Source organism: Mucilaginibacter xinganensis (assembly GCF_002257585.1).
Taxonomy (GTDB): Bacteria; Bacteroidota; Bacteroidia; order Sphingobacteriales; family Sphingobacteriaceae; genus Mucilaginibacter; species Mucilaginibacter xinganensis.
Window position 1 is genome coordinate 4,298,965 of the sequence record NZ_CP022743.1, and the last position, 24,116, is coordinate 4,323,080.

General features: G+C 44.0%; 17 protein-coding genes. 8 read left to right on the top strand and 9 right to left on the bottom strand.

Going from position 1 to position 24,116, the window contains the following annotated elements:
* Positions 1 to 6 precede the first annotated feature (6 nt).
* Both MuYL_RS18835 and MuYL_RS18840 read left to right on the top strand, forming a co-directional pair.
* On the top strand, positions 7 to 912 hold the full coding sequence (locus MuYL_RS18835; RefSeq protein WP_094572027.1) for a TIGR01777 family oxidoreductase: 906 nt from the start codon (positions 7 to 9) through the stop codon (positions 910 to 912).
* Positions 905 to 2,218 carry a cryptochrome/photolyase family protein gene (locus MuYL_RS18840; RefSeq protein WP_094572028.1) on the top strand — a complete coding sequence of 438 codons (1,314 nt, stop codon included), beginning with the start codon at positions 905 to 907 and terminating at the stop codon, positions 2,216 to 2,218. The genes MuYL_RS18835 and MuYL_RS18840 overlap by 8 nt, the downstream gene beginning before the upstream one ends.
* Here MuYL_RS18840 and MuYL_RS18845 read toward each other — a convergent pair whose 3' ends face one another.
* The 5 genes from MuYL_RS18845 to ggt form a co-directional block, all read right to left on the bottom strand.
* Positions 2,219 to 3,172 carry an FKBP-type peptidyl-prolyl cis-trans isomerase gene (locus MuYL_RS18845; RefSeq protein ID WP_094572029.1) on the bottom strand — a complete coding sequence of 318 codons (954 nt, stop codon included), beginning with the start codon at positions 3,170 to 3,172 and terminating at the stop codon, positions 2,219 to 2,221.
* An 83-nt stretch (positions 3,173 to 3,255) separates the two neighbouring features.
* On the bottom strand, positions 3,256 to 3,762 hold the full coding sequence (locus tag MuYL_RS18850; RefSeq protein ID WP_157740968.1) for an FKBP-type peptidyl-prolyl cis-trans isomerase: 507 nt from the start codon (positions 3,760 to 3,762) through the stop codon (positions 3,256 to 3,258).
* A gap of 257 nt (positions 3,763 to 4,019) precedes the next feature.
* Complete coding sequence (locus tag MuYL_RS18855; RefSeq protein ID WP_094572031.1) at positions 4,020 to 6,176, bottom strand: glycoside hydrolase family 31 protein; 2,157 nt, start codon at positions 6,174 to 6,176, stop codon at positions 4,020 to 4,022.
* A 13-nt stretch (positions 6,177 to 6,189) separates the two neighbouring features.
* On the bottom strand, positions 6,190 to 6,627 hold the full coding sequence (locus MuYL_RS18860) for a MarR family winged helix-turn-helix transcriptional regulator (RefSeq protein WP_170309792.1): 438 nt from the start codon (positions 6,625 to 6,627) through the stop codon (positions 6,190 to 6,192).
* A gap of 132 nt (positions 6,628 to 6,759) precedes the next feature.
* The gene (gene ggt, locus MuYL_RS18865) at positions 6,760 to 8,466 is read right to left on the bottom strand and encodes a gamma-glutamyltransferase (protein ID WP_094572033.1); all 1,707 of its coding nucleotides are present in this window, start codon (positions 8,464 to 8,466) and stop codon (positions 6,760 to 6,762) included.
* A gap of 303 nt (positions 8,467 to 8,769) precedes the next feature.
* On the opposite strand from ggt, the gene MuYL_RS18870 reads away from it, so the two are divergent.
* On the top strand, positions 8,770 to 9,264 hold the full coding sequence (locus tag MuYL_RS18870; RefSeq protein WP_094572034.1) for a hypothetical protein: 495 nt from the start codon (positions 8,770 to 8,772) through the stop codon (positions 9,262 to 9,264).
* An 88-nt stretch (positions 9,265 to 9,352) separates the two neighbouring features.
* On the opposite strand, the gene MuYL_RS18875 is transcribed toward MuYL_RS18870, so the two are convergent.
* Both MuYL_RS18875 and MuYL_RS18880 read right to left on the bottom strand, forming a co-directional pair.
* Positions 9,353 to 13,090 carry a S8 family serine peptidase gene (locus MuYL_RS18875; protein ID WP_094572035.1) on the bottom strand — a complete coding sequence of 1,246 codons (3,738 nt, stop codon included), beginning with the start codon at positions 13,088 to 13,090 and terminating at the stop codon, positions 9,353 to 9,355.
* 513 nt (positions 13,091 to 13,603) lie between these two features.
* The gene (locus MuYL_RS18880; RefSeq protein ID WP_094572036.1) at positions 13,604 to 14,995 is read right to left on the bottom strand and encodes a Gfo/Idh/MocA family protein; all 1,392 of its coding nucleotides are present in this window, start codon (positions 14,993 to 14,995) and stop codon (positions 13,604 to 13,606) included.
* A 244-nt stretch (positions 14,996 to 15,239) separates the two neighbouring features.
* On the opposite strand from MuYL_RS18880, the gene ettA reads away from it, so the two are divergent.
* Both ettA and MuYL_RS18890 read left to right on the top strand, forming a co-directional pair.
* A complete protein-coding gene (gene ettA, locus MuYL_RS18885; RefSeq protein WP_094572037.1) occupies positions 15,240 to 16,922 on the top strand; it encodes an energy-dependent translational throttle protein EttA in 1,683 nt (560 codons plus the stop codon).
* Positions 16,923 to 17,050: 128 nt separating this feature from the next.
* On the top strand, positions 17,051 to 17,614 hold the full coding sequence (locus tag MuYL_RS18890; RefSeq protein WP_094572038.1) for a hypothetical protein: 564 nt from the start codon (positions 17,051 to 17,053) through the stop codon (positions 17,612 to 17,614).
* Between the two features lie 59 nt (positions 17,615 to 17,673).
* Here the strand turns inward: MuYL_RS18890 and MuYL_RS18895 are convergent, their stop codons facing one another.
* The gene (locus tag MuYL_RS18895) at positions 17,674 to 19,650 is read right to left on the bottom strand and encodes a glycoside hydrolase family 97 protein (protein ID WP_094572039.1); all 1,977 of its coding nucleotides are present in this window, start codon (positions 19,648 to 19,650) and stop codon (positions 17,674 to 17,676) included.
* Positions 19,651 to 19,798: 148 nt separating this feature from the next.
* Complete coding sequence (locus tag MuYL_RS18900) at positions 19,799 to 21,847, bottom strand: M13 family metallopeptidase (RefSeq protein WP_094572040.1); 2,049 nt, start codon at positions 21,845 to 21,847, stop codon at positions 19,799 to 19,801.
* A 335-nt stretch (positions 21,848 to 22,182) separates the two neighbouring features.
* On the opposite strand from MuYL_RS18900, the gene MuYL_RS18905 reads away from it, so the two are divergent.
* The 3 genes from MuYL_RS18905 to MuYL_RS18915 are packed head-to-tail and all read left to right on the top strand — an operon-like array spanning position 22,183 to position 24,031.
* The gene (locus MuYL_RS18905; protein WP_094572041.1) at positions 22,183 to 22,656 is read left to right on the top strand and encodes a ribonuclease H-like YkuK family protein; all 474 of its coding nucleotides are present in this window, start codon (positions 22,183 to 22,185) and stop codon (positions 22,654 to 22,656) included.
* Between the two features lie 56 nt (positions 22,657 to 22,712).
* Entirely contained in the window at positions 22,713 to 23,552 is an 840-nt protein-coding gene (locus MuYL_RS18910; RefSeq protein ID WP_094572042.1) for a sulfurtransferase, read from the top strand.
* A gap of 14 nt (positions 23,553 to 23,566) precedes the next feature.
* Positions 23,567 to 24,031 (top strand): GNAT family N-acetyltransferase, encoded by a 465-nt coding sequence (locus MuYL_RS18915; RefSeq protein ID WP_094572043.1) that lies wholly within the window; start codon positions 23,567 to 23,569, stop codon positions 24,029 to 24,031.
* Positions 24,032 to 24,116 lie beyond the last annotated feature (85 nt).

Consider the following 24,116-nt stretch of genomic DNA (forward strand, 5'->3'; position numbering starts at 1 on the left):
GCAACAATGAACTCAAAAAGCATTCTCCTTACCGGCGGCACAGGGCTTATCGGTCACAACCTTACTAAACAATTACTGGCAAAGGGTTACCGCGTAAGCCATTTAAGCCGTAAACCGGGTAACGATCCGCAGGTAACAACCTATTTATGGAATGTTGACAAGAGCGAAATAGACGAACGTTGTGTCGCTGATGCCGATCTGGTAGTTCATTTGGCCGGGGCTGGCATTGCCGACGGGCGGTGGACAGACGAGCGAAAAAAACAGATCATCGACAGCCGGACCAAGTCCATCGGCCTGGTATATCAATTACTTAAAACCAAAAAACACCATGTTAACGCAGTGGTGTCGGCCTCTGCCATTGGTTATTATAGTGATCGCGGCGATGAATTAATGACGGAGGAGAGTGCCCCCAATACCGATTTTATGGGTAAATGCTGCATTGAGTGGGAAGATGCCGTTGATGAAGGCCTGCAATTGGGCCTGCGAATAGTAAAATTCAGAACCGGCGTGGTGCTGGACAACGGTGGTGCCTTAAAACAAATGGAGGTGCCTGTTAAGCTTTACGTTGGTTCGCCGCTGGGCAGCGGCAGGCAATGGGTGCCCTGGATCCATTGGCAGGATGTTGTGGACATATACCTGCTTGCCATTGAAAATGAAAAATTTGAAGGAATATATAACATGGTAGCCCCTAACCCTGTTACCAATAAACAACTTACACAGGCCATTGCAAAACAGTTGCATAAACCCTTATGGGCGCCAAATGTGCCTGCATTTGTTTTAAAACTACTGATGGGCGAAATGAGCACTATTGTGTTAGGCAGCACTAAAGTATCGGCACAAAAAATTGAGGATGCGGGCTTTAAATTTAAATACCCTGAAATTGGCCTCGCTTTGAAAGAAATTTATGGATAAACAAACCCCGGTTTCAATATTCTGGTTCAGGCGCGATCTTCGCCTTGATGATAATGCTGGCTTATATTACGCCCTCAAAAGCGGCGACCCGGTCTTACCTGTTTTTATTTTTGACCCCGCGATCCTGGACCAATTGAAAGATAAAGATGATGCCCGGGTAACCTTTATCCACGAAACCGTTACGGCTATTGACGCAGAACTGAGAGAACAAGGCAGCGGCTTGCTGGTATTATTTGATAAACCTGAAAACGCATGGAAAAAGCTGGTTGAAGAATACAAAATTGCCGCCGTTTATACCAATCACGACTATGAGCCTTATGCTAAAGTAAGGGATGAAGCCATAGCAGCACAGCTGGAAAAACATGGCATCGCCTTCAACACCTATAAGGACCAGGTAATTTTTGAGCGGGATGAGGTAATTAAGGACGATGGTAAGCCTTATACCGTTTACACCCCTTATATGCGCAAGTGGTATCAAAAACTCACCCCGTTTTACTTAAAAGCGTATCCAAATAAAAAGTACCTAAAAAACTTTTACCAAACCAAAGCGCTTTATCTCCCGTCGTTAAAACAGATGGGCTTTGAAATAAGCGGACTGGAGTTTCCAAAAATACACTACAAAGAACTGATTGCGCATTACGCCGAAAAAAGGGACTTCCCGGCCATAAAAGGCACCACGCATATAGGCCTGCATTTAAGATTTGGTACAGTAAGCATCCGCGAACTGGCAGCTGCCGTAAACTCATTTACTGAAAAAACATGGCTGAACGAACTGGTATGGCGCGAGTTTTACATGATGATCTTATATCATTTTCCGCACACCGCCGATCATGCTTTCAGACCGGAGTATGACCGGATAAAATGGGAAAATAACGAAAAGCAATTTGAAGCCTGGTGCAAAGGCGAAACAGGGTACCCGCTGGTGGACGCCGGAATGCGCGAATTGAATACAACCGGATATATGCATAACCGCGTACGCATGGTGGTGGCCAGTTTTTTAAGCAAACACCTGCTGATCGACTGGCGCTGGGGCGAGCGTTATTTTGCGCGCAAACTGCTGGATTATGAAATGGCAAGCAATGTAGGCGGCTGGCAATGGTCTGCCGGATCCGGCACCGACGCAGCGCCATACTTTAGGATCTTCAACCCTGAATCGCAGCTTAAAAAATTTGATGCAAAACTTGAATACGTAAAAAAATGGGTTCCGGAATATGCTGACTTCAGCAAGTATCCAAAACCCATTATTGACCACGCTTTTGCCCGCGACCGTTGTTTAGCGGCTTTTAAAGAAGCCCTCGCAAAATAGTTATGGCGTTACGGTACCAATTACAAAGGTAAACCTCAGCACACTATTAATAGGTATTGTACCGGCCGAACCGTTGCCATAACCTAAGGTTGACGGTATGATCATCGAAATTTTTGTACCTGCTACAATATTTTGTTCCAATGCTTCCTGAACCCCCTGTACCAATGATGATACAGTTAATGTTGCTACATTATCTCCATTATTAGAGCCATCAAATACAGTTCCATTAAGTAATGCCCCTGTGTAGGTAGATGTAAAAGAACTCGCTGATGTAATTACACTGGTGCCTGTTCCTGGGGTTAATATCTTGTAGTAATAAAAATTACCCGGTAATAATACACTTTCTTTCCTGGTGTAGGTTGAGATGTCCCAATTATTTTTAATTACCTGATCATCATAAGTTTTAAAATTGTCAATAATGTGCACATAGTAATCAAGGCTCTGGTTACCGGCAATTTTAGTATTTGCATTTGAAGAACTTCCTGAACCGTAACCGTTAACACCATAAGCCAGGTGCGATGGAATAAGAAGGCGCGCACTTGCACCTTTATATTTCACAATATTCTTAATGGCCAGTTCTAATCCGTATGGCAACCCGTCAGATGTAAGGTGCCCAAGGTAGTCGTCAATATGGTTTGAAATGGTATCGCTTGATACGTATTTGCCATCCATTGAACGCAGGGTGAACACAAGCGCTACCTGGTCAGGATAATCAACCGGGGTAAGCTTGGTTTCGTTAGGCTGAATATTGCCCGGTAATATTATTTTATAGTAGGTCCCTGTGGTATCGCCGCCCGAAGTATCCCTTTTCATCCCGGTTAACCCGTTTGCGCTAATGTAACTCTGGATCTGGCTGTCATCATATTGTTTAATATTCTGCTCAATTTTATCTTTCCGGCATGATACTAAACCTATTGCAGAAATTAAAAGAAGGGTAAAAATTTTTTGTCTCATTTGTTATTTGTTGTTTGTGAGGCTAATTCAGCCCTCGTTGCACCTTTTATACCTTTATAATATAATGTGCTGATCCTTTTTTGTTAGTTGGTTATATCGTAAACTTTTATTTTAAAAATAAGCAATGCATTTGCCGGCAACCCTAATGTTGGCTGCGCAAACGGCCCGTAGGCATAGTGCGACGGCAAATAGAGGGTAATGGTACCACCTTTTTTTACCTTGGGCACCCCAAACTGCCATCCCCTTATGGTTTGCCCCAATATATACGAGGGATGAAACTGATCTGTTGATACAACCACTTTACCCGTGGTTAACAATATTGCGTTATATCCCACCGTAATTTGTGTTGAGCTTGTGTAAAGGTCGTTACCTGAGCCAAGCGTATCAATTATATAACGGATCCCCGTTGAAACCCCTGCCGAATCAATAACCGTTGCCTTTGAACTAAGTCCGTTAGTTTGCAAGTAATCGGCTATCAGCTTATCATCAATTGCAAGCTGGGCCCTAATTTGCGCAGGCACATCGTTCGTTTTTGAACAACCGGCAAAACAAACACATAAAAACAAAAAAAATAACAGTATTCTGTTCATCCTATCATTCATTCAGTTCATTTGCCATTATCCTTACGCGCATCGCCGCAAACCGGCATCTTGTGTTTCAATCGGCAAATTTATTCTTTTATAATTCAAAAACGGCAGCTTAACACTTTTTAACAATTAATTAGCAAAGTGCTGCTAAATCCCTACGTTACCAGATACGTTTTTGCTACTGAATAACGCGGTTTTTGTAATAAACGTGTGGCGGCCTTGTGATTATGTGTTCAGAATAAATTGAATAACAGTACCGCCTATAAAACAAACTTCCAGTCAGTTACCCGGTACCTTACCTGTTTAAAATCTCCCGTTCTTTTTACCTTTCCCTTGTTGTTTACCCAGGATAAATTCACAACATTAAAACCACCTTTTTGATAATTGAAAGTAATGCCATCATCCTCAAAAAGCGTAGTGTTTACCGGGTTGGCGCCATATACCACGCAAGTGATTTGAAATTGGGTATCCTGCGCTATATGGTCAACAGGTTTAGCCAATGGCAAAATAGTACCGGATTTAATAAAAATGGGTAATTCTGTTAACCCGGTTTTTATGGTGTATTCCCTGCCGCCCTCGTACTTTTTATTATTATTAAAATCATACCAGTCGCCTGCCGGAAGGTAAACCTTTCGTTCGTCGGCATCTTCCGTTAATGGCGCAGCAAGAATTCCCTGGCCAATAAGGTATTCGTCAGAAATATTGTAGGTTTTTTTGTCGTTTGGATAATCAACAACAAGCGCTCTGAACGGCGGAATCCCTTTTAACCGGTAATCAGCAAAAGCATTATAAAGATACGGTACCAGGCTCATCCTGAAATTCAGCAAGGTGCGGATATTTGCTTCCACCTTGTTAGCATCGGGCATCAGCTCATTCTTATTGTTTTTGTCCCTGTTAATTTGCAGCCAGGGCGGGTGTTCCAGGTACCAGGAGTTGAATAATGTTTGAGCTGACAGAACAGCCGTTTGAGTTCGGCGCATCAAATCTTTAACAGAATTTGATTCCCTCACTTCGGGCGACCAGATCAACCCCGAGAACCCGGAATTAACAATCATCCGAATATATTCCTGGTGAACATAAGTATCGCTGTATAATGCCGCAGGGTACGAGGAAGCAAATGCGTTAGAAGCCCTTACATCAAGAAAGGTACGCATGTTGAGTTCTTTATAAACTTTATAAATGGCCTTTTGGTAAACAATTCCAAAAACCTGGTGCATCTGCTCACCATCTATCCCCGATGGGAAGCTGCTATGTTCCGGAAAGCTCCAATTGGAGGTTCCCGTTGCCAGGTTGGAGTTATCGCATTCATCCATTTTAAACCCGGCTATGCCCTGCTTAATAAAAGTTTCTTTATGGTAATCACCAAACATTTTTGATGCAGCCGGATCTGCAAAATCAGGTACCAGGCCGTTCCATACCAAATAGTCACCGGCTTTGGTTTTTAGCGGCTCATATAAAGGCGATTTAGGCGATACAAAGGCATGCTCCCATAAATTGATGTGGAACCCGAGTTGACGCATACTGTTAATTAACAAATTGGGAGAAGGAAATAGCGTATTATTCCATACGTAGGAGCAGGAATAAGCAGCTGTTTGCCATTTAGGCTCAAGCCCAAGCACATCACAGGGAATTTGGCTGGTTCTGAAATACGACGCCATTTGTGTAACCCGTTGCTGGTTAAAATCAGCCTTAACCCGGTATTTAACGCCCAGCCCCCATATAGCAGGCAACGCGCCGCCGCCTGAAAATAAGTTATAGCGCTGCAAAACGTTCAGTAATTCAGGGCCTTCAAAAACATATATCTCTATCCCTTTGGCCCCTGGAATGTCTACCGTAACGCTGCTGCCGGCTTTACCGTCGTTTTTATAAAGTTCCTCAACCGAGTTGCCATTTTTGTCTTTGCTTACCATTGGTTGCCTATTGGTGAGTTTATCAGTTGTGCCGCAATAAAAGGTGGTATACCTGGCCGTATTGATCAATATTCCATACCCTTTGTTTGAAATATAAAACGCCATGGGGGCGTGGGTATATCCCAGGTCATTTAATGGATTATCATTAACGATAGGTTTTTTCCTTAACCTGTTTTGGTTAAATGAACCTATCTGCAATCCGAATCCATACAGCTGTTCCGTGTCTGACAGGGGGACTTCAACAACTACTCCCCTGCCTGTAATGCTGATATTAATATCATTAATGTTAAAAGGAAGCTTTGCAGCGGGCAACTGTTCCATTGCACCCTTCATCGGTGCTTCATCACAAAACCCGTACGGCGTAAATTGATCCGGCTTGCCAAGGCTGATCTTTTTAACGCCGAGCGCCACTTCTGCTGCTACTAATTTATCCTGCCCCATTGCACCCGCAGCGGTCATCATCATTAAAAGACTGCCAATAATGCCATAAAGGATATTTTTTTTCATCTTGATAAATGGGTTATTCGTCGGGTTTAAAGTTCAACGTAAGCTGATTTACCTTTTTCAACATTTTAATCAGGTATTCCCTGTCATTTTCGCTAATGTGGTCGTTAAGGTAGTTATTGAATTTTTTTCCGATCACCCGGGCCTGGTGGCGCTTTTCTTTGCCGAGCGGTGTCAGGTAGATCTTAACCGAGCGCTTGTCGCCCTCATTTGATTCGCGGTAGATCAAGCCCGATTTTTCCAGCTGGGCCAGCATCCTGGAAAGGCTGGTTGATTTTAAGCCCAGCAACGCCGCAACCTGCGAAACTGTAGTCCCCTCTTTTTCATCAATATTGATGAGCAAATAACCGATAGATTGCGTGATACCAAACTCTGTAACCACCTGGTTATACCGGTTGGCTACAGTTTGCCAAACTATCTTCAAAAAATAATCAATAGTTTCCTGGTGTTTTATCTGGTTGCTCATAGTTTGTGTCATTAAGCCATGGTACACACACCATGGTTTGTATCTTTTATATGCTTAACAATTCGCAGGCTTACGCTTTGTTTGTCAATCGTTTGTGCCGGACTATCAACTAAAATTCACCTACCATCCTAATTTGGCATCATCCCCGCGAGGATCAGCACCACCCTCGTAATAGCCATCTTTTATTAAGATAGCATCTACCCTGCCGCCGACACCGCCGTTTATTATTTTATATCCCTTTTTCTGGAGCTTTTCCACAGTTGCAGCATCGAAAGCATTTCGCTCAATATTCATCTGGTCAGGTAACCATTGGTGATGAAAACGTTTCGAGGTAACAGCGGTCTGCATATCCTGGTCAAACTCAATTACATTTAAAATAGTTTGAAATACCGAAGTGATAATGGTTGACCCACCGGGCGTACCCACCACCATAAACAACTTCCCGTTTTTTTCGATGATGGTAGGCGTCATTGACGACAGCATCCTTTTGCCGGGCTGTATGCTGTTAGCCTTACCGCCAACAAGCCCGAACATATTGGGAACGCCGGGCTTTGAGCTAAAATCATCCATTTCGTTATTCAGTAAAAAGCCGGCCCCGGCAACAAATATCTTTGATCCGAAGGAGTCGTTCAGCGTGGTAGTAATGGCTACTGAATTACCTTCTCGGTCAACAATAGAAAAGTGGGTGGTTTGATCGCTCTCGTAACCCACAAATGATCCTGGCTGGATAGCGCTGCTGGGTGTGGCGGCGTCCCAGCTAAAATTACTCATTCGCAATTTTATGTACGCTGGTTTTAGTAAGCTGTCAACCGGTACCTTATAAAAATCAGGGTCGCCCAAATACTTTGAACGGTCGGCATACACGCGGCGTTCGGCCTCAACAATCAGCTGCACAGTCGAGTCCCGGTTATATCCCCAGCGATGTAAGGGATAATTCTCAACTGCGTGCAGTAATTGCAGCAGCGCTATTCCCCCGCTCGATGGCGGCGGCATAGTAATAATTTTATAGCCTTTATAGCTTCCCGTGATAGCCTTGCGCCATACAGAATGATATTTCTTCAGATCAGCCTTCGAAATAATGCCCTTTCCGTTATTCATTTCCTTTACCAACTCATCCGCAACTTTACCGTCATAAAACCCCTTCCGCCCTTTATCGCGGATCAGCTCAAGCGTTTTTGCAAGGTCCTCCTGCACCAGCACGTCGCCTTCTTTCCATTCACTGTCTTTAAGCAGATAGGTTTTACCGGGATTTAACTTCTTAAACTGGGTTGCCTCGCGGTTAAGGGAGCGGGCAAGTCGGGCTGTTATTTTAAATCCGTTATGTGCAAGGTCAATTGCCGGCTGTACAAGATCCTCCCACTTAAGCGTACCATATTTTTTGTATGCAGAAACCATCCCGTCAACAGATCCGGGTACCCCTGAAGCCTGGTGAGTATAAAGGCTCATGTCCGGGATTACGTTCCCCGCACTATCCAAATACATATTCTCGCTGGCTGCATTCGGTGCCTTCTCTCTAAAATCAAGTGTTTTGGTTTTACCTTTTGATGACCGGTACACCATGAAACCGCCACCACCTATATTCCCGGCTTCAGGGTGGGTTACGGCCAGTGCAAACTGCACGGCAACAGCAGCATCAACAGCGTTACCTCCTTTTTTCAGGATATCCAGCCCTGCCTTTGAACCCTCCGGGGTTGCACATACCACCATTCCATTACGGTAAGGACCGTCAGCTTTTTTTGGTGACTGCTCCTGCGCAAATGCATACTGTAATAAAACTGTGTTAAGCGCCAGTAAAGTAACTTTCTTCAAGTTGTAGGGGAAGGTCATATCATTCAAAAAATTAATCGGACTAATTTATCATATTTAGATTTAAAAAGTGAAGATGCCGCTTTATTTAAACAGCAGCAGCGTTGATTCAGGCTTGCAAATATTATTTATATAAACCCGGTAAAATATATGTGATTTATTTTCACTTGAAAATCAGCTCCTTGTTATAGTGTTTATACCAACACTTCCATGTAATACCAATAAAATACTCGTTTTGCCGTTATCTGCTTTTACATATCTGTAATATTATCCGGTTATTATCCGGATAATAATTGCGTAAACCCTTGAAAATTATTTATCGAAATGAAAAAATTACTTGTATGTTCATTTATCCTCGCTTCATTTTTACTTATAAGCAGCCGCTCAAATGCCCAGGAATATAAAACTGCCGTAGGGTTAAAATTTGGCGGCTATGAAAACGGCATCTCTGCCAAATATTTTACCACGAATGATGTTGCGCTCGAAGGGCTGTTAGGCTTCCGGTCGCATGGTGTAGTGATAACCGGTTTATACGAAATTCACCAGGAGGCTTTCGGCGTAAAGGAACTGAAATTTTACTATGGTGCCGGTGCGCATATAGGCGCTATCGGCAGCGGACTTTACCGCCGGTTTAACGGCGATGATCAATATTACAACAACAGCCACATTTTGCTTGGTGTCGACGGCGTATTAGGGTTAGAATACGTGATCCCGCAATCACCAATAGCAGTAAGTCTTGATCTTAACCCAAGGGCAGAACTGGCAACCGGGCCGTTTTTTGATATCGCCCCCGGTCTTGGAATCAAGTACACTTTTTAATAGTAAATTAAAAAAAGTCCGGAAGGTAATCAGCATTTTGCTTTTCTTTTCGGACTTTTTTAACTTACATACTCAAGGAGTCTCTCCCTTACCTCAAAATAATAATTTTAGTATTGTAAACCTTTTGCCCCAACTGCACTTTTAAGATATAGTTTCCCGGCGGAAGGTTGGTAACATCGGCTATCGTGCTAAAGTTACCTGCAACAATAGCCTGCAGTCTTTTGTAAACTACCTGCCCGGCAGCATTTATAATTGAAAGAGTAAGGTCGGCGTTGTTTTTAGCTGCAAACAAAACATTTAACTGCGTACTGGCGGGCACAGGGAAGGTTATCAAACCTATATCGGTTTTGTTGCCTGTGTTGTCTGAAGTAATGATATAAACATAGTTATCAGAAAATACCGTACACCCGTCAAAAATCAGTGCTACCTGGTAATTGCCACTTTGCACAGGGGTATAGTTTGCGCCCGTTGCCCCGGCTATTGCTTTTCCATTTAAGTACCACTGGTTATTTGCCCCTATACTTGAGTTTAAGGTGGTTCCGTTTTGGCTGATGACAGGTTTACTAACCACCACGGGCACCCTTACCGCCGAAGTACAGCCTGCACTTTTTACTTTAATATCGTACAAATAATAGTAGTACCCTTTATAAGCCGCCGTGTCAGTGCCTGACGTAGCGTTATTCCCAGTAATACTGAAGATATTGCCAATAGTAAAAGGATAACCGGCTACGCCGGCATTGTTGCGGTAGATAGTTGCCGTGTTATCATAAGTTACGTTTATGGTATAATTTCCCGCGGCAGGCAGCAACAGGTTAAGGTTGTAAACCGCACCCTGGTCGTTAGGATCATCAGGCTGGGGACCCGCCAATGGCGTGGTGCGGGTGGCTGCAGCATTTATAGTGGTTGATGATATCGCACGGCCACTGGCATCGGCAACGGTAAAAGTAATTTTACCTGCATTGCCAATATACAAACGCGCACTTTCAATAATCACAGGGATTTTTGTACTTACACTAACGTATGGCGTAAACTGGTTGTAGCCGCCACCTGTAAATACATTTTTTGTAACAGGGCCAATGCTCCCTGTAAAATCATTAAGGCCGGCATAATAAGTACTGTTAACAGGCGCCTGCGCAATGGATGCAGGTGTGCCGTAAGCAACCGGGACAGCATCATTAATATTCCGGTACCAAAGCAACTCCCCATCGCCTGTGCCGGCAACCTGGTATTGCTTGCTGTCTGCACAATAGTATGCCGTTAGTGTCGATGGTACCGGTGGCACGCTGATGGTTACCGTTTCGGTCACCTGGTTATTGGCGCTTACTGCATCGTTCGCCAGGTTGGTGGCTGCTGTAATTTTATACGTCGATCCCGCTATTGCATTAAACGGGCTGTTAAGGATAAAATCTTCCTGCTCCAGCGGTTGCAGGGTACCGGCGTAAGTTTCATTTAAGGTTGTTATAGTATTATCAGGAGCAGTAACTGTTACCAAAACCGGGATATTGCTGATAGCCAGCCGCCCAAAGTTTTTTAAACTTACGGTAATTTGGGTAGCTGCCGGGCATGCACCTGTGGCGGCCGGACTAACAATTGCTGTTACCCCGGCATCTGTACCTGTTTGCAAAAACTGCACCTTATAATCCTGGGTTTCGCCTTTGGCATATGTGCCGCAGGGCTTAATGGCCGCGGTATCGTTCGTTTCGCCAAGCACTACGCGCATCAGGCTGTAGTTATCCGGCACTACGGTTACAGGCACACTTATATTTGCTGTATAAGTGCCAGTGGCATTAATAATACCGGTAGTTGCTGCCAGTTCATTCGCATCAAAAACGCCATTGCCATTCCAGTCAATGTAAACCTTTGCCGCCTTATTGAAATTTGAGCCGCAGGTACCCAGGGTAATAGTTAACGGATAAGTTTTGCCTTGCTCAAGGCTAACGGTAATGTCAGTATGGTTGGAATAGCCGGTACAGCCTACAGGCGCGGTATAGTTCAAATTGGCCAGGGCTAGTTTGTTAATTTTCGAGTCGGCGGTTGATAAAGGGTTCGACACACAGTAGGCGCTTCCGCCTACACCAGTTGCTATCAGTGAAAAATCCTGCGAGCCGCCCTGCAAAGTTCCTTTGTGCGACACCGTTATGGTATAAGCCATACCCGGCACTGCACCCGGAATATAAACCTGTTCAATATTATCTAATATATTATCACCTGTTTTTGCTAATGCCGATGGGTGCAAAGGATCGAGCGTCCAGGGGTTGAAAGTGGTTGTGCCATCGCCCACTCTTAAGTCCAGGTCATTTACCAGTTTCGGTATCCGGCTATTAATAGTACCCTCGGCAGTAGGAGTCCCTGCAGGGTCCGTCCATGATATGGTTACGGCCAGTGTGCCATTGCCTGAAGCTATTACGTTAAATGTTTGCTTTTGCCCCTGCTGCAGCGTACTTTCTTTTACCAGGCTTTTGCCATTGTTATCAGTTATAGCCTGCGCTGCTTTGCTCATGTTGAGCAAACCCCATCCATAAATATAATCTGGTCCGGCGTTCCCCGCATCAAAAGCGGTGTGGCAGGCTAACCCCTTAAGGGTTGCTGCCCGCATAAATTTGCCGCCATTTTGCTGCGCATAATATTCCTGCAATAAATATAACGAACCTGTTATATTGGGTGCCGACATGGAGGTTCCGGACAGTGTTAAATAGGATGTACTGCTGCTGCTGCCCGTTGATAATACATCCACACCATCGCCCACTATATCAGGCTTAATGCGCCCGTCATCAGTTGGGCCGTAGCTGCTGAAGTATGAAATGGAGATATCGCTTGCATTTGCCGGGCCGTTTGGCAGAGGGTTTATAGCGCCTACGGTTAAAATATTTTTTGCATTACCCGTGGTAGAAATAATGTCGTACCCGTTATTGCTGCTTATACCGGCTGGCCGCGGGCCCTTGTCAACCAGGGTTTGGTTGGCTTTACTCTGATACCCGTAATAATCCTGCCCTACGGCGGGGCCGTTATCTGCCCGGCTATTACCGGCCGACTCCACTATTAAGTAATAAGGTGCGTTAAATGCTATTTTATCCCAGTCCTGTGTGCGCTGTCCGTAAAAACCAAAGTTATAATCCACACTATCGCCGGGTAGTCCGTACCATTCCCAATGGTTTGCAAAGTCGTTAAAATACCACCCCGCGGCATCGCCGTAAGAATGGTTTGAAAGCAATAATCCTGATGCCGCGGCACTCATTTCTGCTACGTCGTTATCAAAATCATACGATTGTAAGGTCGCGGCGTTAAAGGCCATACCTTTTGCCGGCGCATATACCCCTTTGGCTATCATGGTACCGGATACGTGGGTGGCATGGTCAATTACTCCGCTTGAAGAATCGTGCAATGTTATGGTTTTACCGGCAAATTCCTGATGCCCCTTATAAACTGAGCCGCCATCCCAAATGGCCAGTTTATTATTGACAGCCGTTCCCGATCCCGAAAGGTTTAAACCTGTGATGCCACCGGGCTGAACGGTATTGGTATTTGTTGTTGCGGCAGCGGTGGTATTGTTGTCAGTCTTCAGGTAAACCGGGAAGCCGAGGCTGTTAACCCCCTGCAGTGAAATAATTCCACCGTTTTTAGTCTTCCTTTTTATAAGCCAGCCATTTTTTTTAGCAAGCGCCAATGCGCTGGTATGGTTAATAATAAACGAACTGTTTGACCGGGCTGAAAGATTGGCAAGATCCTTTTTTTTAGTGTCATTAACAGGAATTTGCTGCCCGGAAGCTTTAGGAGCGAAGCACAGCAACAAGAAAGAACAGGCTATTGCTGCGTAAAGTTTATTCATATTTATTAGGTGCAATTTTAAGCACTAAATATACACGTAAAAGCGGTAGCTGAGTTTAAACGCCAACATTAATTTGTTTTTAACCAACCTCATGATAAAATCCCCAAATTACTCAAACCGGGAATTGGCCGGCAGCGCTTTGTGGAATATTTTTCATGTGCTTTTTTTAAGCAGATTTCCACAGGCCGTTTTCAGGCAATAGTTTGTAACTATTATTTAGTTAATATAATTAATGAGCAATTTTGATTGTACCGAATCTAACGACCATAATTATTTAATAAATTATTGCTGCGGGATGCCCCTTAGCATCGTTATTGCTAATGCTATAGCGATTTGATAAATTATTGATTTTTTGATCCTGATAACATAGCTACCAAAAGCTATTTATAGCCGCCGGCCTGTTCGGCAGAAAATTCATCATCAATAAAATAGGAGGACGGCCTTAGTTACAGAAAAAATTGAAGATCCGGGAAATGATTATTGACCCAAATCTTCAACCGTTATTCTTTCCCTTTAAACCAGTTTCATATTTTCGGCATCCCAGTGAATCACTTTATTCTGGAAATAGCTTTCGTTGCAGGCCAGCGCAGGTGCAGCTGCCCGGAAACCAAATACAGCGTCTTCCACAACGGGTTTGCCGGTACGAATAGCATCCATAAAATTGGCGAAATGATCGTTCGAAGAATTATAACCTTGCGGAGAGTTATAGGTTACACCCGGGATAACAGGCGTTTTCTGGTCAGCCGCCGAATACTTTGAGTTATAATTATCCATCAGCGTTTTTTGCATGGCTTCAGGAAAAGTTGAAAGCGAATCCCAGCCGCCTATCCCGGGCGCAACCGGCATTTTATTTTTATGGATGGTAAAACCCTGGTCGTCTTCCAGGTTGATCACCCCTTCAGACCCGATGATCTTGGTAGAAGAACGATCACCTTCGCCGCTGATAAAGTTTACCCGCAGGTTGGCCTGGAAAGCAGGATGCTCTTTTGTTTCGGGATATTCTATAATAGCTGTCATTACATCAGGCACATTTCTGCCGTCTTTCCAAAAGTAGGTGCCGCCAATGGCGTATATCTTATCAGGCCCTTTGGAATTTGTTATAAAGTGGATTCCCGTTAACAAATGCACAAAAAGATCACCTGCAACGCCCGTACCATATTCGCGGTAATTGCGCCACCTGAAAAACCGGTTGCTGTCATAGGGTAACTTTGTTTTTTCATTTGCCTGGAACCTGCTCCAGTCAACAGTTTGCGGGCCGGCATCAAGCGGAATAGTGTATTGCCATGCGCCAAGCGCACTCTGCCTGTTAAACGAAGCCTCGATAGAGTTGATCTGCCCTATGGCACCGGCCTGGTATAATTCTTTCGCTTTTTGAAAAGCAATACTGCTCACGCGCTGGCTTCCCACCTGGAAAACGGCTTTGGTTTCCTGCTGGGCTTTTATCTCGCCCAGGCCTTCGCTTAAATAATGCACCATCGGCTTTTCACTGTAAACAGCCTTTCCTTTGTGCATGGCATCAATAGCTATGGTGCTGTGCCAATTATCGCTGGCTGCAATAATCACCGCATCAACATCCTTTCGGTCAAGCACCTGGTGGTAATCATTGGTGGTAAAAATATCTTTACCATAAAGTTCTTTAGCGCGTTGTAAACGGCCCTGGTAAAGGTCGCATACGCCAACTAACTCTACGCCGGGGCAGGTTAGGGCAGCATTGGTATCATTAAACCCCATTATCCCCATCCCTATCGTGGCTATCCTTATCTTATCATTTGAGCTGTATCGTTTTTGGGCCTGCAGCAGCCTTCTTTCGTGATCTTCAATAGCTGCAAAACCGGAAAGAGAGGCAGAAGTAAGCACTATGGTACTGCCAAGCTGTTTTATAAATTTTCTGCGATCAGACGACATATTCTTTAGGTTAAGGATAACAATTGGTTAACTGGTTTCCGGTGATGAAGAATCAAGACCGGTATAATTGAATTGCAAGATAGGAAAATAGTCGATTGATTATTAATCCGGCAACAGGAAAAATCAGCAAATATGGAAAGAGGGCCGGCTCATAGCGGTTTGTAATTTTCAATCCATTCAATTCCGTCAATTTAATTAACAAATAACTAATTTAGCCCTTCAAACCGGAATAAAAGAAATATTTATGGCAGACGAAAAAATCATTTTTTCAATGGCAGGGGTTAGTAAAGTCTATCCTCCGCAAAAAACAGTTTTAAAAAACATCTATCTATCGTTTTTTTATGGCGCTAAAATTGGCGTTATAGGATTAAATGGCTCCGGTAAGTCATCCTTATTAAAAATTATTGCCGGCATAGATAAAACAAATATTGGCGAGGTGGTTTTTTCGCCAGGCTATACCGTGGGCTACCTTAGCCAGGAACCTGAGCTGGACCCCAATAAAACCGTAAAGGAAGTTGTTGAAGAAGGCGTAGCCGAAACCACTGCTTTGCTAAAGGAATACGAAGACATCAACGAAAAATTCGGCCTGGAAGAATACTACAGCGACGCTGATAAAATGGATAAGCTGATGGCCAGGCAAGGCGAACTTCAGGATAAAATTGATGCAGTAAACGCATGGGAGCTTGACGTAAAGCTTGAACGCGCCATGGATGCGCTGCGTTGTCCTGACCCGGATGCAAAAATTTCTGTACTCTCGGGTGGTGAGCGCCGCCGTGTGGCATTGTGCCGGCTGTTATTACAGGAACCGGATGTTTTGTTGCTGGATGAGCCTACCAATCACTTGGATGCTGAATCTATCGACTGGCTGGAGCAGCACCTTAAACAATATAAAGGGACTGTTATTGCAGTAACACACGATCGTTACTTCCTTGATAATGTTGCCGGATGGATCCTGGAGCTTGACCGCGGCGAAGGCATTCCATGGAAAGGCAATTATTCTTCATGGCTGGACCAAAAGGCCAAACGATTAGCCCAGGAGGATAAGACCGAAAGCAAGCGCCAGAAAGCTTTGGAGCGCGAGCTGGAATGGGTGCGCATGGGGCCAAAAGGCCGTCACACCAAATCAAAGGCGCGTTTGTCCAATTACGACAAGTTAGCGTCGGAAGAAACGAAAGACAGGGAAGAAAAACTGGAGCTGTTTATCCCGCCCGGCCCGCGCCTGGGTAACGTGGTGATTGAAGCCAATGGCGTAAGCAAATCATACGGAGATAAATTATTGTTCGATAATTTGAGCTTCTCTCTTCCTCCTGCTGGTATTGTTGGCATTATAGGACCCAACGGTGCGGGGAAAACAACGCTCTTCCGCCTAATCACCGGGCAGGACCAGCCTGATGCCGGTACTTTCCGTGTTGGCGAAACCGTAGCTTTAGGTTATGTTGACCAGCTGCATGACGACCTTGACCCCACCAAATCGGTTTGGGAAAACGTAACCGGCGGCCTGGAAACCATAATGGTAGGTAACAAGGCCATTAACTCTAGGGCTTATGTATCGCGTTTTAACTTTAACGGTGCAGATCAGCAAAAAAAGGTAGGCGTTTTATCAGGTGGAGAGCGCAACCGCGTGCATCTTTCCATCACCCTTAAAAAAGGCTCAAACGTTTTATTGCTGGATGAGCCCACCAACGATATCGACGTAAATACTTTACGTGCACTGGAGGAAGCCCTTGAAAACTTTGGCGGCTGCGCAGTAGTGATCAGCCACGATCGCTGGTTTTTAGACAGGATCTGTACGCACATCCTCGCTTTTGAAGGCAACAGCCAGGTTTACTTTTTTGAAGGCAACTATTCTGATTACGAAGAAAACCGGAAGAAGCGTTTAGGTGATGTAGCGCCGAAAAGAATCAAGTATAAGAAGCTAACGGTATAACGCCGACTTTAGATTTGACAACTTTTTTGAAGGTTGTCAAATCTAAATCTTATGGGGTATTTAAAGCAACATCCTTTTTAAAAAGGAATTGAAAAACTAAACCTTTTACTACGGCGTTATTACTGGCAATGAAGTATAACTATAACCTAAGCACACTTCTGATTATCCCCCTAATATTTTTGAGTGTAAAATCCTACAGCCAGGCCCGAAGCGGAATTGGCTTAGCCTATGGCCCCAATAAGCCATTTTCCGATGATTATAACTGGGGCAGCGGTTTCCAGGTGCTTGGCAATATAGCCATAAGTGATAAATGGGCCATAGTTCCAAATTTTGGATATGACAGGCTGAATTCTAAGAACAGGATCTATTACGATCCCGCCAATTTCAATAATAGCAGAATATCAAATATCGACTTGTTTTACCTTGGCGCAATGGGTAAATATTGCTTTAACAAATACGTTTTTGCAAAAGCCGGCCCCATACTTTATGCAGGTGGCGGAAATGAAGACATAGCGGCGTTAGGCATTGGCGGCACCGCGGCGGGTGGCGTAAATTTAATTCTCGACAGGCACAGCACCATAGAAGCATCATTGTTTACCACGGTAATCAATATAGAATCTACGGGTAATGGGATTACTCCTGTTGCAGGGTTGAAGATTGCTTATATTTTTAATTTTCGAGGCATAGATTAGAGGAAAATAAATGCTTGGTCCGGTGTGATCAATAAGATAAATTGAATAATATCGAAATTCTATTCTTTTACCAGTTTTATTAAAAAACCGCCGCCCGGCGCCAGGTGTATTTTAATTATATCATTTTGTTTTATGCTAATATCATTTAAGATATAATCGGCGGCGTAGCGGTCAGCGTTTACGCCATCTTTGCAAATTGTTGCTTTATATTTAACTGACGCATCTATAAAATCAAATTTAACAGTTATATCTCTCGGCGTCCAGTTGCTCATACCGGCAATAAACCAGTTGTCGCCATTTTGCCTTGCCGTAACTATATATTCCCCCACTTTGCCGTCCAGCACATTTGTTTGGTCCCATGTAGTTGGAAGGCTGCCCAGCAGTTCGGTAAATTTAGGTTCGAGCCAGGCCTGTGACGGGTTGCCTGAAAATATTTCCATCGGGTTATCATATACTACAAACATGGCCAGCTGGTGGCAGCGCGTGCCCTGGCTCATCACCATTCCTTCAATCGGCCTGAAGCCTTTTTTGGTGGCATTATTTAACATACCCGGCTCGTAGTCAAATGACCCGGCCAGCATCCGGGTAAAAGGCAGCGTAACGTCGTGCCCCGGAGATGCCCGGTCACTGCCAATATTATTCTCAGAGCCAAGTACGCCTTCCCTGGTAACATTATTGGGATAAGTGCGGTTAAAGCCCTTCGGCGGATAAGCCCCGTGATACATAATCATCATATGATGGTCGGCACAGGCTTTGGCAATACGGTAATAAAAATTCACGGTCTTTTGGTCGTCTCTGTCTATAAAATCCGTCATTATAAAATCTACGCCCCATTTGTTAAACTGGTTTAGGGCGGGTTCCAGCTGCCGGTTTAATGTATGGGCCAAAGTCCACATACTTATTTTAATCCCTTTCTCTTTTGCATAAGCTACTATCGTATCCATATTAATTTCAGGATTAATTTTAAAGAGGTCCAGGTTATCACTCCAGCCCGCATCCATCATTATCCTGTCAAAGCCAAATCTCTTTGCAAAATCAATATAATATTTATACGACGCCGTGTTAACACCAGATCTGAAAGAAACGTTAAAAAGGTTAACGTTAATGGTCCATTCATCGGTCCCCTTGCCTGGCCTTACCCACGAGGCGTCACCAATCCTGGAAGGAGCAGCAAGCCGGTAAACAATATCGTTCGAAGGTAATTGCCGGTCTTCATCAGCAAGCATCAACACGCGCCAGGGGAAAGTTCTGGTACCTTTTGTTCTGGCGATATAGTCGGCCCGTTTTGTCACTAACAATTGCGGATATTCACCACCCGTCATTTTTTCTTCCAGGGGATAGGCTGCAAATTTTGCTACTAAAACAGGCGAGCCGGTTCCGCTTAAAAACATCCCGGGGTAATCTTCAAGGTCCGATTCAATAATGCCAATTTTCGGATTGGTGGGCAGGGCTACCAGAACAGGTGTGTAGGCAAGCGCTGTATTTTCAAGTGAATCAAGTTTTCTTAAAGGATACTGTTCTTCAAAGCTGGTATGAAAAACATCGGCATCATCCCTTTTATGGATCGCCGGGAAATAGGCCGAGGAACCTGCTAAAAAATGGAATGAAGCTACTTCATTTTTTACCGTTATAGAATCTTTAAATGAAGCAGCAAAGCGGTAAGCCACCCCATCATCATACACGCGAAATTCTACTTTATAAGGCTTAGTGAATGATATTTGCAACAGGTTGTAAACATCTTTGATCTTTTTCCTTTTTTCGGGCACCGGGGAGATAATTTCATTATTCACCGATTTTATGGCATGCGATTTAATCCTGTTATTAAATGAAAAACTTTGATCATTACTTAATAGCATATCAGCCTCCGAAGGGTTCAACACTTTAATACCGTTTACATAAATACAGTAATTCAAACTTTTGTTCATCCATATCCTGACGCATGTTTTTCCTGAAGGGGAACAAACAGACAACGTATCTGCACAGGTTGCATTAAAAGCAAAACCTAAAAGAATTACTGCCAGTAAATACTTTCTCATATAATTTAGCGATAGCTTATGAATTGGAATAGCTAAAAGTAGTGAATGTTACCAGAAAAACAACACCCTGGGATTTTGAATCAATAACTACTTTAACCAAAAAATGCCACCCGAAACCGGATGGCATTTGCTCTTTTAATAAACCTTATTACCAAACCTTCACGCGGTCTTTTTCTTCGCGGTACATTTTATCGCCCTGCTTAATGCCAAATGCCTGGTAAAATGCAGGTGTATTGGAGAGCGGTCCGTTTACGCGGTACATCTCCGGCGAGTGTGGGTCAACACTGATCCGCATCCGCATGGTTTCGTCTGTGCTTTTAACGCGCCATACCTGTGCGTACGATAAAAAGAAGCGCTGATCTGGGGTAAAGCCATCAATTTTTTTGTCGCTTTTACCTTCAGGGGTGTTTTTAAATGCCTGGTAAGCAATAGCAACACCGCCAATATCCGCCAGGTTTTCGCCCTGTGTAAGGCTGCCGTTCACATGCAGGGTATTTAAAACAGTAAACTGGTTATACTGATTGATCATTACCTGCGCTTTGGCCTTAAATTTGGAAGCATCCTCCTTTGTCCACCAGTCTTTAAGGTTGCCATCTTTATCATATTGCCTGCCCTGGTCGTCAAAGCCGTGGGTCATTTCGTGGCCTATTACTGCGCCAATGGCACCATAATTAATGGCATCATCAGCATCTTTATCAAAAAACGGGAACTGGAGAATGCCCGCCGGGAATACAATTTCATTAAAGGTTGGGTTATAATAAGCATTTACCGTTGGTGGCGTCATTCCCCACCTGGTTTTATCAACCGGCTTGCCAACTTTCTCAATCATCTCCTTATAATTATGTTTCCCTACCGATACCATGTTTGCGTAGTAAGCATCCTTGCTGATCTCAACATCATCGTATTTTTTCCATTTATCAGGGTATCCTATTTTCTTGGTAAAGGCCGCCAGTTTTTCAAGCGCATGTTTTTTTGTTTCCGCGCTCATCCAGTCCAGCTTCTCAATCCTGTCTTTATAAACTGCTATCAGATTGTTCACCAAGCCCAGCATCCTGCTTTTGGCCTCTGGGGTAAAATACTTCTCAACATACAGTTGGCCCAACAGTTCACCCAATCCGCCGTCCACGTTGTCGGTAACTGTTTTCCACCTGTCGCGCGGTTGTTTCTGGCCGTTCAGGATTTTGCCGTTAAAATCAAAACTTGCAGTTCTGAAGCTCTTGCTTAAATAGGACGCCGCATTACTTAAAGCTGTAAATGCCAGTTTATCTTTCCAAACGGCAATGGGCTGCGTTTTTAGCAAATTATCCAATGACTTAAAATAGCCGGGCTGCCCCACTAATACGGTATCTGCTTTCAGGCCTAAATGGCTAAATACTTCTTTCAAATCAATATCCGGCATTTGCTTCTGCAGGTCGGCTACCACAAATTTATTGTAGTTTTTAACCGGGTCGCGCAGTTCGGTAGGGGTAAGATGCGATTTGGCAATCTCTGTTTCCAGCTTTAAAATAGCCGCAGCCTTTTTATTGGCCGTTGCCGTATCCGTGCCGGTAAGCACAAACAACCTTGAAATGTATTTAACATACTCCGCTCTTATTTTAACCGACGCAGCGTCGGTATTAAAATAATAATCCCTGTTTGGAAGGTTTAAACCAGCCTGGTCAAAATGTGCTATATTTTTAGTACTGATCCTGTCATCAGGAGATACGTAAAAACCTAATAAGTAACCGTCGCCATCGCGATAGCTGTCAGCCGAAAGTTTCAAAAGGTCCTTGTAATCTTTAACGGCATTGATTTTTTCAAGCAATGGCTTAACGGGTTCATATCCCAGCTTTTCAATCGCTACGGTATCCATTCCGCTGGTATAAAGGTCGGCTACCTTTTGTTCATTGCTGCCGGCCTTGTTATCCTGCTTAGCCGCATCTTGCAAAATGGTGTGCAGGTTTTTTTCATTGTCATCAAATAAAACATAAAACGAACCCCATCCCGTTTCTGATGGCGGAATTTTGGTATTTTTCATCCAGCTGCCGCTGGCATATAAAAAAAAGTTATCGCCGGGCTTAACGGTGGTGTCCATCCCTGTTTTATCAAAAAAAACGGTACGCTTTGGCGCTTCAGCCGACGTATCCTTTTCATGCTGCTTGCAACCGAAAGCAATAACAGCCGGCACTGCAAACAAAACGTACTTTACAAATTTCATGTGGTCAGTTTTATTATTTTATCAATAAAAGTATTAGTAAATATTCAATTTTTATAATAATGATAACGCAAAGAGCTTGTGGCTATGAGATTTTTAAGGCAGCATGATTTTTTGACGGCATTTATTTTAAATTGTTACAACTGGCTTTTAAATCATTTTTTTTAGGTGGCGGAGGATTCACTTATAGCTAAAAGCCTGTAAAAAAACGCAACCTGTTAATATTCAGCTAAATGTTAACAAATAAATCACATTGTATTCACGTTTATATGGAACGTTATCGCTTATTTTTATAGACCGTAAAAAGGTCAGCTAAAATTTAACCTAAAAATAAATTTATGACCTGGAGAAAATTTAGCGGCGAAATCATTAATTCGCCCATCTTAGAAGAAGTAGAAAAGGCCATTGAGCGGGAAGCCGCCCTTGGCAACAAGCTCAAAGTATGTATTGGTACCGATTCGCAGGTAAAAGGAACAGTAACCGATTTTGCAACGGTAATTGTTTTTTTGCGTGAGCAACGCGGCGGATTCATGTTCATCCACCAGGAACGTACGGGGCAAAAAATGAGCATTAAGGAAAGAATGCTCTCTGAAGTTCAAAAATCAATTGACATTGCCTACAAACTTTGCGACCTGCTTGACCTGTATGATGTTGACCTGGAAGTACATGCCGACATTAACACCAATCCGATGTTTAAATCAAACCAGGCTTTGCACGAAGCTATGGGGTATATTTTAAGCATGGGCTTTGTGTTTAAAGCCAAGCCCGAAGCTTTTGCCAGTTCGTACTGCGCCAATAAAATGGTTCAGTAAAATTGCGAAAACCATTGCGGTGTGCCTATATTTGATATTTAGATATCGAAATAGCTATGTCGCCACTCATTGAAATCAACGATCCGGCTTTTGCCGGCGCTAACACCATTCTTATCGACTCCCGCGGAGGTCAGGATTCCTACCAGCGCTACCTGGCAGGGCATTTAAAAAATGCTATTTACGCAGATCTTGATCAACACCTTGCAGCCAAAGTTACCAATGCTTCCATAGGTGGGAGGCACCCCTTGCCCGATGTTGAGGCCTTTGCAGCTTTACTTGCTGCCTGGGGTATCACCCCCGAAAGCCGGATAATTATTTATGACGATAAATCAGGCGCCTTTAGTGCAGCACGCTTATGGTGGATGCTGAGAGCCATTGGACACCAGCAGGTGCAGGTACTAAACGGCGGATTACAGGCTGCCATTAAAGCCAATGTTGTTTTGAGCACAGGCGCGCACACCCCGGTGCCGGTTAAAGCATACCATACCCATGGTTATTATGCAGGCACCGTTGATATTGAGGAAGCGGGTGCTGCGGCACAAGATGAAAACAGGCTGGTTATTGATGTAAGGGAAACGCCGCGCTACCTAGGCCAAACTGAACCTATTGACCAGATTGCGGGACACATCCCCGGTGCTGTAAATTTGCCTTATGTTTTAAATTTGGACGGCAATGGCAAATACCTACCGGCCGAAATATTGCGCAGCATGTACCTGGACGCGATTGGGGACGTGGCACAGGATGAGGTGATTGTACACTGCGGATCGGGCGTTACCGCCTGCCATACACTTTTGGGCATGGCCTATGCCGGTATTACCGAACCTAAATTATATGTAGGCTCGTGGAGCGAATGGTCCAGGAGAGATCTGCCAATGTCAACAAGCGAGCGCTACTAACCGGTAATTTAAATATGGAACAAATTATTACCAGGAAGGCACGGCCCGGTGACCTTGATGTATTATTAACCTTTGAGCAGGGAATCATAGCTGCAGAGCGCCCCTTTGACCCTACTTTAAAAGAAGGCGAGATCCATTACTATGATATAGCATGGATGATAACTGCACCCCACGTGGAGATTGTAGTAGCTGAACTCGATAATGAAATAATTGGTTCTGGCTATGCCCGGATGGAGGATTCAAAGGTGTATCTTAAACACCCTAAATACTGCCACCTTGGTTTTATGTACGTAAAGCCGGAGCATCGCGGTAAGGGTGTAAATCATAAAATATTAGCAGCCCTTAAACAATGGGCGGTGTCGCATAACATTACGGAATTAAGGCTGGAAGTTTATAACGAGAACCTGCCTGCCAGAAAAGCTTACGAAAAAGCCGGTTTCACACCCAATTTATTGGAAATGCGTATTGGATTAACGTAGCTGACACGTGCCGCAAGCCTTGTTGCAGGACTTCTTTGGTTTTCCGTTGCTTACATTAATTTACGCTGTTTATATAAAACCATTG

Coding starts and splice junctions, on each gene's coding strand:
- MuYL_RS18855 (WP_094572031.1), bottom strand. CDS start 6,176: ATGAAAAAAAATATCCTTTATGGCATTATTGGCAGTCTTTTAATGATG.
- ggt (WP_094572033.1), bottom strand. CDS start 8,466: ATGACCTTCCCCTACAACTTGAAGAAAGTTACTTTACTGGCGCTTAAC.
- MuYL_RS18890 (WP_094572038.1), top strand. CDS start 17,051: ATGAAGTATAACTATAACCTAAGCACACTTCTGATTATCCCCCTAATA.
- MuYL_RS18915 (WP_094572043.1), top strand. CDS start 23,567: ATGGAACAAATTATTACCAGGAAGGCACGGCCCGGTGACCTTGATGTA.
- MuYL_RS18870 (WP_094572034.1), top strand. CDS start 8,770: ATGAAAAAATTACTTGTATGTTCATTTATCCTCGCTTCATTTTTACTT.
- MuYL_RS18880 (WP_094572036.1), bottom strand. CDS start 14,995: ATGTCGTCTGATCGCAGAAAATTTATAAAACAGCTTGGCAGTACCATA.
- MuYL_RS18840 (WP_094572028.1), top strand. CDS start 905: ATGGATAAACAAACCCCGGTTTCAATATTCTGGTTCAGGCGCGATCTT.
- MuYL_RS18900 (WP_094572040.1), bottom strand. CDS start 21,847: ATGAAATTTGTAAAGTACGTTTTGTTTGCAGTGCCGGCTGTTATTGCT.
- MuYL_RS18845 (WP_094572029.1), bottom strand. CDS start 3,172: ATGAGACAAAAAATTTTTACCCTTCTTTTAATTTCTGCAATAGGTTTA.
- ettA (WP_094572037.1), top strand. CDS start 15,240: ATGGCAGACGAAAAAATCATTTTTTCAATGGCAGGGGTTAGTAAAGTC.
- MuYL_RS18895 (WP_094572039.1), bottom strand. CDS start 19,650: ATGAGAAAGTATTTACTGGCAGTAATTCTTTTAGGTTTTGCTTTTAAT.
- MuYL_RS18835 (WP_094572027.1), top strand. CDS start 7: ATGAACTCAAAAAGCATTCTCCTTACCGGCGGCACAGGGCTTATCGGT.
- MuYL_RS18875 (WP_094572035.1), bottom strand. CDS start 13,090: ATGAATAAACTTTACGCAGCAATAGCCTGTTCTTTCTTGTTGCTGTGC.
- MuYL_RS18905 (WP_094572041.1), top strand. CDS start 22,183: ATGACCTGGAGAAAATTTAGCGGCGAAATCATTAATTCGCCCATCTTA.
- MuYL_RS18910 (WP_094572042.1), top strand. CDS start 22,713: ATGTCGCCACTCATTGAAATCAACGATCCGGCTTTTGCCGGCGCTAAC.
- MuYL_RS18850 (WP_157740968.1), bottom strand. CDS start 3,762: ATGAACAGAATACTGTTATTTTTTTTGTTTTTATGTGTTTGTTTTGCC.